Source organism: Legionella quinlivanii (genome assembly GCF_900461555.1).
Lineage (GTDB): Bacteria > Pseudomonadota > Gammaproteobacteria > Legionellales > Legionellaceae > Legionella_C > Legionella_C quinlivanii.
This window is the reverse complement of sequence record NZ_UGOX01000001.1, coordinates 2,249,844-2,263,920: the sequence shown is the minus strand read 5'-3', so window position 1 is coordinate 2,263,920 and position 14,077 is coordinate 2,249,844. Positions and strand designations below refer to the sequence as shown.

Genomic DNA, 14,077 nt, shown 5'->3' with positions numbered 1-14,077 from the left:
ATTTTCTCTTAATTTTCCTCAAAGTCCTCTCTCCCTTTGGGAGAGAGTTAGAGAGAGGGTTCAAATCAGCTCTCTCCCAGCCTGGATATTCTCTAATTACAAGCCCAAGGGGCATGCTGTACTTTCTTCATCTTTTTCGGTAAGTTCTTCAGCTAAGTCATTAGACTTGCTGCTGAAATCAATCGCTGCCTGAATAGCGGTGATTTGCTTTTGTGACCTCTCGTAGTACTCCGATGAAGCAGGAATGGTTTGATAAAGCTCTTTTAATTGCTCAATATCTATAGGGCGATAAATGACTAAATAGCCGATCTTTTCATATAAACTAAGGGGAGCCTCTGATCTATACGTTTGCTCAACAGGTGGATAAGTTAATTCTCTCATTATACTGACTAATTGAAACATCAAATAATGGTTATCATTCGCTGTTTGTTCAAATTTTGCTTTTTCTATTGCCTGTGCGAGGTTTCCCTGCATAATTAAACTGCCAATGACTTCTATATCCTGTTCTTGACGTTCTTTTAAATCAACGTCTTTTAATGCATTCAGTTGCTTAAGCAGGGTCGCATAGGAAGGGACATAAAAAGGCATGTTTGCTCTTTAATAATAAGTTTTTATTGGTGTATTTTAAAGAAAAAAATTAAAAAAAATAGTCCGGTTTATACTTATTTATCCTGATATGATTGAGGGCAATTGTAAGTCGTCATTAATTCTGATTGAATGATTATCCAGGATCATGAATTCAGGGAAGATTGACATCATGACTATCAATTTTTTTAGAAAAATAGATGAGTATCAATTATTATTTGCCGCGGTAGAGAAAAACAATCTTCATGTGGTGGAACAGGTGCTTTCTCATATTTCAGATATCAACCGATATCAGCAAAGAGGCGAGATCCTCTGTACTGCTCTGACTGTAGCAGTACAAAAAGGCTATATGGAAATGACTGCTCTCTTGCTCGAACATGGGGCTGATATCGATGCGCCTGTGCTGCAATCTTTGTTCTCCTTCCCTGATGGTAATCCAGTTATAGTTTCGAATAATGAATTACAGGACGGGGAGTTGATACTTCGTTATCCGGTTATTTCCCGGCCAATAATGATTGCCGCTGAGATGGGGCATAAACCAGTCTTTAATTTACTGAAAGAGAAGGGCGCCGAGCTTAATTTTATAACGCATGAAGGCAGGCCGGTCTTTGTGGGGGTCGAGAAAGGAAATCTCCAAATGGTCGCATTGTTTCTGGAGGCTGGAATCAATGTCAATGAGAAGAGTGAGGATGGAGACAGCTTGCTGCATCGGAGCGTTAAATCATCACATGCTGCGCTTACGCAGTTATTATTGCGTTTTAAAGCGGATTCTGAAGCGCTGGACTTTTCTGGGAAAAAGCCCATCCATTATGCCAAGAATGAAGAAATTAAGAATTATATTATATATGGTCCAGATTATTCGCCATGCCCTTGTGTGTTAATGTAGAGTTGTTATATTACGTGTGTGGATAGGTACACAAAACTGTCTTTGCGAGCGTTAGTGAAGCAATCTGGCTCCTTACTTTGCTCAAGCTTCGATCTGGATTGCTTCACTTTGTTCGCAAAGACGACAGGTTTGCTGTTTGGTTCTATTTACGCAACAATGCCTGACGCGGGAATGACAAAAACTGGTCAAGAGTAACTGCTGCCGAGTTTAGGGGGGAAAAATGCGGTTAGTAAATAAATTATACTCGCTTCAACGGATAGTTTGCATGCTTCTCATGATGGGTATCTCTTCAAATGGGGCAACAGCCAATCAGCCAATTGAACAGCAAATCAAGCAGTTTGTATCTGCCCATCAGCAGGAGCAGCTTTCCTTGCTAGAGCAGTTGGTGAATATCAACAGCGGTACCAGCAATATAACGGGTGTTCGCAAAGTGGGTTCAATTCTTAAGAGCGAATTTGAAACCTTGGGTTTTAAACTGCGCTGGGAGGAAGAGCCTCCTTCCATGCAACGAGCTGGCACATTGATTGCCGAGCATCCCGGCAAAAAAGGAAAGCGCCTGCTTTTAATAGGTCATCTGGATACGGTTTTCCCTTTAAACAGCCCTTTCCAGCAATTTAAGCGTGAAGCAAATTTTGCAATAGGCCCAGGCGTTGTCGATGATAAAGGTGGTGATATTGTTATCCTGTATGCCTTAAAAGCCTTACAAGCGAACAATCTTCTTGAGGATGCCAATATTACGGTGGTGTTAACCGGTGATGAGGAAGACTCCGGCAAGCCGACTTCTATTTCAAGAAAACCGCTTAAAGAGGTAGCCAGACATTGCGATATTGCCCTGGATTTTGAAGGAGCAGTCACAATGGATACAGCAACAATTGCAAGGCGGGGTATAACTAACTGGGTAATGACCAGTGAGGGTACTGAATCGCATTCTTCACAAATTTTTCAGCAGGGTGTCAGCTACGGTGCAATTTATGAACTAGTACGAATTCTGGATACCATGCGTGAGCAGCTTGCTGGTGAAAAGTATTTATCATTTAATCCTGGCTTTATTTTGGGCGGTACCAGTGTTGACTACGACAACAAGGATTCTCGGGGGGAAGGTTTTGGTAAAGGAAACGTCATTGCCAAAGCGGCGGTTGCAAATGGGGACCTGCGCTTTATCAGTGAACAGCAAAAAGAAGCCGCTCAGCAAAAAATCGCGGCAATTATAAATTCCCATCTGACAGGTACGAACGCCGTCATCAGATTTCAGGATGGAATTCCCGCCATGCCTCCCACCGACAGCAATTTAAAGTTACTGGAAAAGTACAGTCAGGCAAGCAGCCAGCTGGGTTATGGATCAATTAAACCACTGGATCCAGGTTTAAGAGGAGCGGGGGATATTTCATTCATTGCATCTGATGTCGAGGCGTCGCTGGCGGGCCTCGGACCAGCAGGATCTGGTATTCATTCAGAAAAAGAAACCCTGGACATCGCCTCCTTGGCAATTCAAACCGAACGTGCTGCCTTATTAATTTACCAGCTGACACAGGAAAACTAGGAGAGCATTAATGCGAATCACTTTTTTATTTTATGATGAGATGACAACCCTCGATAGTATTGGGCCGCATGAAGTTTTAGCGCGTTTACCTGGAGTCACAGTTCAACGTGTTGCCAAACAGGCAGGAAGAGTACAGACCGGTTTGGGTTTGCAGTTGATTGCGGATTATGCCTTATCTGACGTAACTGAAACCGATATTCTGGTGATTCCAGGAGGCTGTAAAGCAACCAGCCTTTCCCACGAGCCAGAGATACTCAATTGGATCAAATCGATTCATCAAACTACGCAATGGACAACGTCAGTCTGTACGGGCAGCTTAATTCTCGGTGCGGCTGGCCTATTGCATGGGAAGCGTGCCACTAGTCATTGGGCAGTTTTAGACAGATTAAGACATTGGGGTGCAGAACCTGTTTCGGAGCGGATTGTCGAGGATGGCAAAATTATCAGCGCGGCGGGCGTTTCGGCAGGAATCGATATGGCCTTACTGCTGGCTGCCAAAGCGGCTGGACGGCAAGTGGCTGAAACACTGCAACTAGGCATCGAATATGATCCCGAGCCGCCTTTTAATGCCGGCTCACCTGAAAAGGCAGGGCTTGAAATCGCCCGGCCTTTGAGAGAGCGCCTGCTACAATTATTTGAGCCTTTGTAGCGTTTATTTACCTAATCTGGTTTCTGTCGAGTCTATTGCGGTATCGTTAGCTGCTTTACTGCCCTCAACCGGAGTTTGAGACGCTGGTTTAAACAGTTTGAAATACTGTTTATAGGATTCCGGATTGCTGGGCTGACAGGCCTTATATGCCTTGCGCTCCTCTTCAACTGAAATATCTGTTTTCTGATGTCTATCGAGGGATTTTTCAAGTTTGCGATGCATGTCAATACGGAGTGCATTCATTTTATTGACAGACATTTCTTCATGATCAACTTTCTCGGCCTCTTTTATCAATTTGGCCATGCCCGGGTTATTTTCAATTTTACGAGGTTCTGCACGAGCAGTCGTAATACTATTGACCACCACTTTTATCGGCATAAAGACAGCGGTGAGTGCCAAAGTAATTCCTACACCCAATTGCCCAAATCCGTCTCCCATCCTGCCTACTGTTGCCGAGAAACTGGCTTTGACTTGTTCCCAGCCAGTTTTAAATTTTCTGGTGCTGAACAAATTAATCGGGGTTGCTATTAAAAACATCAGAGGGGATAAGCCAATTTTTAAAGCCCCCTCGACAATATTTTTGACTGCATTAAGGGGTTGTAATAAATCCCTGTAAAGGTAATTAGTCGACTTGTAAGTCGTAAAAAATTTTTGGAAATGTTTGCCAATAGTTTTCATATGCTCGGATACGGGTACAGGGGTTGTATTCAGTACCGACATAAAGTAATTGCTGCGATGTGGATAGGGGGTATTCAGAATATCCAGTGAAGCCCCATTCTTTTGAACTTCCCGCTGATTACCATGATATAAATCAGCAAAACGCTCAGCCTGCGCAGTATTCATCGCAAAATCACGCCCAAGCAATCTGTTTAAAAAAGCAAATATCGAAACGGGAAGACGCGCGCCGTATTTGCTGTACTGGGCGACTTCATTTACTTTTCGCGGCGCTAAATCTTTATCAAACCATTCAGAATATTCCTCAAGTTTTTCAGTGCGTTGCTCTGGTGAATCCGTATTCAGCGCATTCAGTGCATGAGACGCATTTTCCAGACAGGCATCTACCCCTTTAAAATAGGAAAGGCCTAGTGCCGCATCGCCAGCCAGCATTACCGTGACTTTCCGGTCGCCGACCTCTTTAAACGTTAGAACTGATTTCGCCCTTGTGGCAGGAGCTTCATTAACGCTCAGGCGAACATCGCTCATATCAATATGCTCACCCACATTATTATTGGTGTAATGTGCGAGCCGTAAACCAAGATAGCCTTTGACCTTCTGCATGATCTCATCAGGAACTTTGTCCAGTTTGGTTTCAGCGTCGTTAAAAGGACGAATAGGGGTTTTTGACGTGGCATGCGGAGTTAAGGCATCAAAATCTTCCTTGGAAATCATAATCTGCATAGTGATTGGTGTTTTACCATCCACTGTTTTACCCATGACTTCTTCGCCCGCCACTCCATAGGCTTGTAAATAAGAAGGCCAGCTGGGTAAATCGATTGCATTGGGTTTGGGTCCTGTTACCTCGAATCTTACCTGAAGCACATAATCAAAAGAGTGCTTAATCTGGTTATCCTCACCAAACACCTGCTTTGAAACAGTGCTATGGGTACCATCAGAACCAATCAGCAGATCAAGATTAGGATATTTCTCAAAGACCTGTGACTGAACATCCTTAACTTCGTCATATTCGATTTCGGCGCCCATTCTCAGCGCCGCTTTTTTTAATATTCCTTCAAGTTCGTTAATTCGGATTGCAGGATTTTTCTTGAGACGTTTTACCAGATCGGTTAGTTCCGGTATGTTTTCCCCGCCTATTGTTTTTATATATTCTTCCAGTTTGGAGTATTTAAAACGGACTACATGGTTTCGCGTGTATTCTTCCCGTTTTTCCAATATCAGAATCTTTTTCTGGGGATTTTTTTGAAGCAGCCCAATGGCATGTAATAGACCTGAGGGACCAGCACCTACAATCAGGGTATCCACTTCTTCTCTTTTCATAATATAAACGCTACATAAAAGACATGTTTAAATGAATTATATTGTATAAATATTAACAAATTGTTAATAAAATGAGTTTTGTGAAAATTAGATCTATATTTTAAGTAAGATTCCCTTACTGATTTGTAAAAGATGAAAGATAAGAAAGAGCTGCGCGCCAATTGGATAGCAAAATCGGATTCCAAGGCAGCCTATGCTCTTGAAGAAATTATTGCTAAAGCTGAAACGGCATATGCCAGTTTCAATAAACTTTCCGATTTCCTCTATCGGATTGATGACAATCATGAAATGGATTCTTATATTGAAAATATTGAGGACTTGAAACTTGCTTATGAAAAAATGGAAATTGACCAGCTAATCACCAATGAGGACGACAGTCTTGAAACAGTTATTGGTAAATTAACGGAGCTGATTCAAAGCCCGCGTTTTGCTGAGTTTATCAGCCGGCTGGAGAAAGCGGCATTGGTTCAGCCAGAATACAGTAAGCAAATTGATAATGCAGTGAAGATCTATAATGACGCCCATTCTGATCCGAGTGAAAAAATCTCCCTGAAATCAGTAGAAAATGTCGCAATTGTTCCCATGCAGCATCTTATGCGATACCCACTTTTGATTGGAGCCTTGCAAAGTCAGGCAGACAAAAGTGCTCAGCTTGAAAATTCGAAGTCAGAACTTTACAGATCTTTAGATAAAGTGATGGATTTTGCCCAGCATTTTGAAAATGCTAAAGCAAAAAAAGATAATTACCTGGGTATTATCGACCAAAATCTCGAACAATTGAAAAAGGAGGCTATGCGCCTGTCGAGCAAGAACGGTGTTGTCGGTGAGCAAGCTACAGAGCTTTATAAAACTCTATTAGATTTACGAGAACGCTATGCCAGAGCTCGAATAACCATTGATGAGTTTAAACAGGAAACCACAAAAGAAATTGAGGCAGCGCAAAAAACCGACCTAGGAAAACATAGAGGAATTCTTGATAGTTTGGTCCGTTTGTTCCATGCTGTTACAGGAATAACCCTGCAAACGAAGTCGGTTGCAATTACAAATCAAATGAAGGCTTCTCTGACTCAGATGAAAGATGAGGTAAAGACTGAAGCTGATGCTGAGCTAAATGCATCCGAAACAGCGAGTATGAGCGGGCCTTAATGAGTTTATAGCGCTGTTTGGTAAAGGATAGATTCACGCATCGCTGCGGAGAGAAAAAGACACATTGAAATTAAGGATAATCATGAAGCTGTTTCCAAGAGGCTTGTGTTATGTGGGATACGCGATTGCGGCTCTATTACTTTTATCTTGCAGCGAAAATGAGAACAATAATAAAACCATTGCCAAGGCACGACCGGTCAAAGCCGTTCAGATAGGAAACTCCACTGCACTTGATGGACGATTTTTTCCTGGGAAAGCCAAAGCCTCTCAGGAGGTCGATCTCTCATTTAACGTGGCCGGCTCACTTATCGAATTACCCGTTAAAATCGGTGACAAAATTAAAAAAGGCGATCTGGTTGCCAAGCTGGATCCCAGAGATTTTCAGGCGAAGGTAAAGGCTGCCAAAGCGGAGTTCGTGCGCGACAAACAAAATTATCAGCGCGCCAAAGAGCTGGTAGGAAAAGGTCACATTTCCAAATCAGATTATGATTTGGTCGAGTCAAAATGGATTATGGCCCAATCCAATCTGGAATTAGCCGAAAAAGCATTAGTAGACAGTGTTATCAAAGCGCCATTCGACGGTCAGATTGCCAACTTATATGTTGAAAATTTCCAGACGATTTCCAGCCACCAACAGGTTGCCAGGCTGCTTAATATTTCAGAAATTGAAATGGTGATTCAAATTCCTGAAAGTGCTATTAGTCTTATGTCCTCAGTAAGCAATATCGTAGTGCAATTTGATGCTTTTCCCACACATTCCATTCCCGCTCAGATTAAGGAAATCAGCAACGAAGCATCTCCGGATACCCGTACTTATCCAGTGACACTGCTTTTGCAACAGCCCAAGGGCATTGAAATTTTGCCAGGCATGGCAGGTAAGGCGAAGGGGGTAATCAAGAAAAACAATACCCAGTCTGAATTAACTGTTCCCGTATCAGCGGTATTGACTGTGGGCGACAGTAATAAAACCTTCGTTTGGCTGGTTGATCCTGAAAGCGGCCGCGTTCATCAGCAGGAAATTCAAATTGGCGAGTTGACTCCAACCGGATTATCCGTACTGAGAGGCTTAAAAGCCGGGGATTGGCTGGTGATTGCTGGAATTCACAGTTTAAAAGAAGGCGATGTGGTTAGCATTTTAAATCAGGACGATAAGAAAAAATGAGCTCACTAGCTAACAGTGCGGTCAAAAGTAAAAAAGTAGCTTGGTTTCTTGTGTTACTCTTAACCATCACCGGCACCGTCTGCTTTTTCAATCTGGGTCGTTTGGAAGACCCTGAGTTCACCGTAAAAACTGCGATTATCACAACCCATTATGCAGGCGCCAGTGCTGAGCAGGTGGAGCTTGAAGTGACCGATTTGCTTGAGAAAAAAATTCAGGAAATGTCTGAGGTGAAGGATATTTCTTCCATTTCGAGGCCGGGGCTATCTATTATTAAGGTCAATATTAAAAACGAATACTGGTCTGATCGCCTGCCGCAGGTCTGGGATACATTAAGAAAAAAATTAAGAGATATTCAGGATAAACTGCCGCCGGGAGCCAGCCTGCCCGTAGTCGGAGACGATTACGGCTACGTGTTTGGATTTTTACTGGCAGTGAGTTCGGACGGCTACAGTTACGCGGAGTTAGAACATTATACCAAAATTTTGCAAAAAGAATTAAGCATTGTTCCGGGTGTGGCTCGTGTCGACTTATGGGGGGTTCAGGAAAAACGTATTTATTTAGACATTTCAAATACACAGTTTTCACAGTTAGGGATTACAACTGCTGATCTTGAAAGAACCTTAAAATTACAGAATCAGGTGGTGGACGCAGGCTTTGTTGATTTTCAGGAACAGCGCCTTCGAGTTGTACCAACCGGTGAATTTACTAATGCCGAGGCAATTGGCGATTTGGCCATCACACCTGAGTTAAAAGTCAAAACTCAAAAACAAAGCGATGAGATTATCCGAATTCGAGATTTCGCCGAGGTGAAAGAAGAGTACATTGATCCGCCCAAACAATTAATGCGCTATTCGGGACTTCCCTCAATTGGAATTGCCTTAGCCCCCTTGTCTGGAGTGAATGCTGTAGAGGTTGGTAAGGCAATTGATGCGCGTATCAATGAAATTCAGAGCGCTTTGCCGAAAGGAATTGAAATACACAAAATTTCCTGGCAATCCGATATCGTTGCAGAGTCAATTAATGCGTTTCTAATTAATTTACTGGAAGCGGTTGTTATTGTACTCATTGTTCTCACCTTTACTATGGGCTTTACTGCGGGAATGATTATTGGCGTCTCCGGGCTTATTCTGGCAATCCTGGGCACCTTTATCGTGATGCAACTATTACATATCGATCTCCAGCGTGTTTCATTAGGGGCGCTAATCATAGCGATGGGGATGATGGTGGATAATGCCATCGTGGTTGCAGATGGATTTATGATTCGTGTGAAAAAGGGAATGGATCGCGAAGCAGCGGCTATTGAAGCAGCCGATATTTCAGCCTGGCCGCTGCTTGGAGCGACTCTTGTAGCCTCGATGGCGTTTTATCCTATTTTTGCCTCAAGCTATGACACAGGAGAATACGCAGGCAGTCTGTTTACTGTGATTGCGGTGTCATTACTATTAAGCTGGGTGTTGTCACAAACGGTTACACCGCTGTTATGTATTTCCTTTATGCCCCAACCCAAGGGAACGGAGGATGAGAACCAGCAATACAGCAGTTGGTTTTACAAAGTCTACCGTTCGCTGCTTGAAGCAGGTATTCGTTATCGTTTTATTTTTTCCCTGACCATGATTGCTTTACTCATACTGTCTATCGTAGGTTTTCGCTTTGTACCCATTATGTATTTTCCTGATTCCTCACGCTTTCAGGTCATGATTGATTATTGGGCGCCTGAAGGCACAAGAATTCAGGATGTTTCCGCTGATGTTAAAACCCTGGAAAAAAAACTACTGGACGATACGGGTGTAGTCAGTGTCAGCAGTTTTATCGGTCAGGGACCGCCCAGATTTTACTTGCCTGTTGAATCGGAGTTCCCTTATTCTTCATACGCGCAGCTCATAGTGAATGTTAAGGATTTGCAGGAAGTCGATAAATTGGTAGCCAGTTTACCGGCATGGAATGAGAAAACCTTTCCTCAATCGCTGGTGAGAGTGCGAAAATACGCAGTAGGCGCATTTAACAACTGGAAGATAGCGGCACGTTTTAGCGGCCCTGCCAATGCTGATCCGGCCATACTGCGCAATCTCGCTGATCAGGCGATGGCAATATTAAAAGCAAGCCCCTATGCAATTGACGTAAGGACTGACTGGCGAGAGCGCGTTTTGCAGGTGGTTCCTGATTATCAGCAGGAACGGGCGCGTTGGGCAGGTATTTCTCGTCCCGATCTGGCCCAGGCTTTGAAAAGAGCCAGTGACGGGATACCCATTGGGCTTTATCGGGAAGAGGATAACTTGATTCCTATTATCCTGCGTCAGCCTTTGGCAGAACGTGAGCGTGCAGCAGTTGATCTGCCCACTCAGCAGGTGAGTGCCGCGCTTTCAGGTAAAACAATCCCTGTGGCGCAGGTAATTGATGGCATTGAACTGTCCTGGACGGATCCAATTATCTGGCGCTGGGATCGGAAACGGGCCATCACTGTTCAATGCTCACCTTATCAGGTGACTGCAAGTACATTGCGAAACAGTATTTTGCCGCAGTTTGAAAAAATTAAATTGCCTCCTGGTTATACACTCACCTGGGATGGCGAATATAAAAGCAGTAATGAGTCTGCAAGTGCCTTAAAGCCAGGATTATTTCCGGCTATTGTGATTATGTTAATGATTATTGTGATGCTATTTAATTCATACCGGCCTCCGTTAATCATTATCGCAGTTATTCCGTTTGCGATGATTGGTGTAACCGCGGGTTTACTGATGACGGGAGTTCCTTTTGGATTTATCGCCTTGCTGGGAGCAATGAGTTTATCCGGGATGATGATTAAAAATTCCATTGTTCTGCTTGATCAAATCAATATTAATCTTGCGGAAGGGATGAAGCCCTATGAAGCGGTGGTTTCAGCCGGTGTCAGTCGGCTGTCGCCAGTAGTCAATGCCGCAGTGACTACTATTCTGGGTGTGATTCCCTTATTGCAGGATGTGTTCTGGGTTTCACTGGCAGTAACGATTATGTTTGGGCTCACTGTGGGTACGATAATCACTATGTTTTTAGTTCCTGCTTTTTACTGCATTTTGTATAGGATTCAAGACAGCGGGCGTAGTGAGCGGGACTTGAAACCCCATACACCAGCAACGAAATAAGGATGCTCATTGGAACGTGCAAAACTGATTATTGTCGCAATTTTATTGGCAATCGTGGGCGCAGTAATCCCCATTCTTGTTGTGCTTTACCTTTCAGTTGAGCGCGCCATTCAAACTGAGCAGAAGCATTTGTCGAATATTACTCATGAAGTCGTTAAGCGCGCCTCGCATACAGCGAGTCTGGCCAGAGAGGCTTTATATGAGCTGAACAAACTCCACATTCAATCTGTTTGCGCCCCTGATCATTTAAACGCCATGCGAAAAATTACTGTAGACAATCCGGTGGTAGAAGAGATTGGTTTTTTTGAGAATGGTTTATTAAAGTGTTCAATTTGGGGTGCTGCCAATAGCCCTGTGTCGCAATATGCACCGGACCTGATTACAGCACGAGGATTTGGTGCTTCTTTTAACATAAAATCGATGGTAAGAAACAATAAGTTATTAATTGCGTTTCAATATGGAAATTACTATATCCTGGTAGATCCTCTCCGTTTTCTGGATATTCTGGTTGACCCTTCTGTGCAGATTGCCCTCACCACTCAAAAAGGCGTGCTAATTGCAGAGCGCCATCGGCCAGATATGAAGTTGGTAAAGCAGTTTTCGCAGGACCATCAGCAAGTCGAAGATAAAATCATAGCCTATACCTCAAGTGATGAAGGGTTCGTTGCCACGGCCATTGAGTCGCGAGAAGTATTATATAATGAATTGAGAAACGAACTGGGCTTATTATTGCCATTAGCTATTGCAATCTCCGCTTTCATTATCGGTTTGGTTATTTATTTTTCACAGCATCGTCTTTCGATTGCTGGAGAACTTGCCTCAGCAATAAAAAATAAACGACTTACTCTGTTTTATCAGCCCATTGTGAGCTTAAAAACTGGACAATGTGTGGGCGCTGAGGCTTTAGTGCGGTGGTTTCGCCCCAGCGGTGAGCAATTATCTCCCGATTTGTTTATACCGATTGCGGAAAAAGAGGGGTTGATCACCAAAATTACGGAGCAGGTTATTGACCTCGTGATCGCCGATTTGGGCAAGGTACTATCAGTCGATCGCGACCTACATATCTCAATTAACTTAAGTGCGGCGGATATAAAAAAAGGACAAATACTTAAAACTCTTGAGGCTAAGCTGGCAACTACCTTCATTTTAAATAGTCAGATCTGGCTGGAAATTACCGAACGTGCTTTTGTTGAACTGAATTTTGCAAAGGAAATGATCCAAAATGCCAGAAGTCTTGGATATGTGGTGGCTATTGATGATTTCGGAACCGGTTATTCAAGCCTCTCTTACCTGCAAAATCTGGAATTGGATGTATTGAAAATCGATAAATCCTTCATAGCCAGTATCCGCACCGACTCAGCGACCAGTAATGTCACGCCGCATATTATAGATATGGCAAAAGCGTTAAATCTCAAAATTCTTGCGGAAGGTATAGAGCTGGTGGAGCAGGCTGAGTATCTGGATTTAAAAGAAGTCGAATACGGACAGGGCTGGCTCTATTCCAAAGCACTTAACGTCGATGATTTTATAGCATTTTATAAAGATAAAAATAAAAAGATCTAGCTGTTTTTTTATCAACTATACTAAGCATACACAAGGAAGCAGTTACACGTTAAAAGGAATCTTCCCATGTTGTTCAATCCACTTGATAATCGTTCTTTATATAATGCCTATGATTGGCTGATGCGATTTATTCAACCGCTGTCTGATTACAGCCTGACCTTGTCCAAACGCTGTCAAAGAATTGCGAACTCGCTGGATTTGCCGGTGACGCTTCCCTATTTATCGGAAATGCAGACTGATGCAATCAGCCAGTTCACCCAGGGGGCCGTTAAAAATTACCGGGAATTAGCCGGTTATTTCTATGTATACCACATGGTTACCAATATTTATGAAAAGCCTAAATTTGACATTAAAGAGGTTCAGATAGGCGATGATTATTTTGATGTGTTTGAAGAAATTGTGGACGAGAAAAGTTTTTGCAATCTGCTTCACTTCAGGAAACGGAACATAGGGGAGACGCAGCCAAAAATGCTGCTGGTGGCCCCCATGTCGGGTCATTATGCTACTTTACTCAGGGACACGGTCAAAGCCTTGCTGCCTTTCTATGACGTCTATATCACCGATTGGAAAAATGCACGCGATGTGCCGCTGAAAGAGGGGGCTTTTGATTTAAATGATTTCATTGATTATGTCATTTCCTATTTCATACAATTAGGACCGGATCTCTCTGTGATGGCTGTCTGTCAACCGACAGTACCTGTTTTGGCCGCATTGGCCTTAATGTCTACCAATAATGATCCGCATCTGCCTCATTGCGCAATTTTATTAGGCGGCCCCATTGACACGAATCAATCGCCCACGGCAGTGAATCGTCTGGCAGTTTCAAGAGGGGATGACTGGTTTCAGCAAAATGTGATCTCAATGGTCCCCGGGCATTTTCCGGGCGCGATGCGGCTCGTTTACCCAGGATTCATGCAGCTTTCCGGTTTTATGAGCATGAATATGCAACGGCATATCGAATCGCTCTTATCGGCTGTTCATGATTATGGAGCAAATCAGAAAGATAAAGCGCTTAAAACAATTCAGTTTTATCTGGAGTATTTTTCCACTATGGATTTGACTGCAGAGTTTTATATGCAAACCATTCATACTGTTTTTCAGGAACATCTGCTTGCCAGAGGACGATACAAATCCAGAGGCAAAGACATTCGATTGCAGGATATCACAAAGACCTCAATTCTGGTCATCGAAGGGGAGAATGACGATATCACCGGTCTTGGCCAGACCAAATCGGTAATCAGCTTATGCAAGAATCTTCCTGATTCGATGAAACAATATTATCTGGCACCCAAGGTTGGCCATTACGGCCTTTTTAACGGCAGTAAATTTCGCAATACGATTATTCCCAGAATACAGAATTTTTTAAGTTCCCATTGTTGCGCTGTTTCCGATACAAAAAGGGAAAGTAACCGGAACATATAAAGAGAGATGA

Annotated in this window: 10 protein-coding genes; 8 read left to right on the top strand and 2 right to left on the bottom strand. The window is 43.2% G+C overall.

Annotated features, from left to right (window positions below):
• Window positions 1–96 precede the first annotated feature (96 nt).
• Window positions 97–588, bottom strand: a complete 492-nt coding sequence (locus DYH61_RS09635; protein ID WP_058508774.1) for a hypothetical protein — start codon at window positions 586–588, stop codon at window positions 97–99.
• Between the two features lie 169 nt (window positions 589–757).
• On the opposite strand from DYH61_RS09635, the gene DYH61_RS09630 reads away from it, so the two are divergent.
• The 3 genes from DYH61_RS09630 (at window position 758) to DYH61_RS09620 (ending at window position 3,660) form a co-directional block, all read left to right on the top strand.
• Window positions 758–1,471 carry an ankyrin repeat domain-containing protein gene (locus DYH61_RS09630; RefSeq protein WP_160037279.1) on the top strand — a complete coding sequence of 238 codons (714 nt, stop codon included), beginning with the start codon at window positions 758–760 and terminating at the stop codon, window positions 1,469–1,471.
• A 220-nt stretch (window positions 1,472–1,691) separates the two neighbouring features.
• Window positions 1,692–3,011, top strand: coding sequence for a M20 family metallopeptidase (locus DYH61_RS09625; RefSeq protein ID WP_058508776.1), 1,320 nt, complete (start codon window positions 1,692–1,694; stop codon window positions 3,009–3,011).
• Between the two features lie 10 nt (window positions 3,012–3,021).
• Entirely contained in the window at window positions 3,022–3,660 is a 639-nt protein-coding gene (locus DYH61_RS09620) for a DJ-1/PfpI family protein (protein ID WP_058508777.1), read from the top strand.
• A 3-nt stretch (window positions 3,661–3,663) separates the two neighbouring features.
• On the opposite strand, the gene DYH61_RS09615 is transcribed toward DYH61_RS09620, so the two are convergent.
• Window positions 3,664–5,655 carry a flavin-dependent monooxygenase gene (locus tag DYH61_RS09615; RefSeq protein WP_133129081.1) on the bottom strand — a complete coding sequence of 664 codons (1,992 nt, stop codon included), beginning with the start codon at window positions 5,653–5,655 and terminating at the stop codon, window positions 3,664–3,666.
• A gap of 132 nt (window positions 5,656–5,787) precedes the next feature.
• Here DYH61_RS09615 and DYH61_RS09610 point away from each other — a divergent pair, with 132 nt between their 5' ends.
• The 5 genes from DYH61_RS09610 (at window position 5,788) to phaZ (ending at window position 14,067) form a co-directional block, all read left to right on the top strand.
• Complete coding sequence (locus tag DYH61_RS09610; RefSeq protein ID WP_058508779.1) at window positions 5,788–6,801, top strand: BAR domain-containing protein; 1,014 nt, start codon at window positions 5,788–5,790, stop codon at window positions 6,799–6,801.
• An 82-nt stretch (window positions 6,802–6,883) separates the two neighbouring features.
• Window positions 6,884–7,963: an efflux RND transporter periplasmic adaptor subunit gene (locus DYH61_RS09605; protein WP_058508780.1), complete on the top strand. Its 1,080-nt coding sequence runs from the start codon at window positions 6,884–6,886 to the stop codon at window positions 7,961–7,963.
• A complete protein-coding gene (locus tag DYH61_RS09600; protein ID WP_058508781.1) occupies window positions 7,960–11,082 on the top strand; it encodes an efflux RND transporter permease subunit in 3,123 nt (1,040 codons plus the stop codon). Before DYH61_RS09605 ends, DYH61_RS09600 begins: the two co-directional genes overlap by 4 nt.
• A gap of 9 nt (window positions 11,083–11,091) precedes the next feature.
• Entirely contained in the window at window positions 11,092–12,645 is a 1,554-nt protein-coding gene (locus DYH61_RS09595) for an EAL domain-containing protein (protein WP_058508782.1), read from the top strand.
• Between the two features lie 66 nt (window positions 12,646–12,711).
• A complete protein-coding gene (phaZ, locus tag DYH61_RS09590; protein ID WP_058508783.1) occupies window positions 12,712–14,067 on the top strand; it encodes a polyhydroxyalkanoate depolymerase in 1,356 nt (451 codons plus the stop codon).
• The last annotated feature ends 10 nt before the right edge of the window (window positions 14,068–14,077 follow it).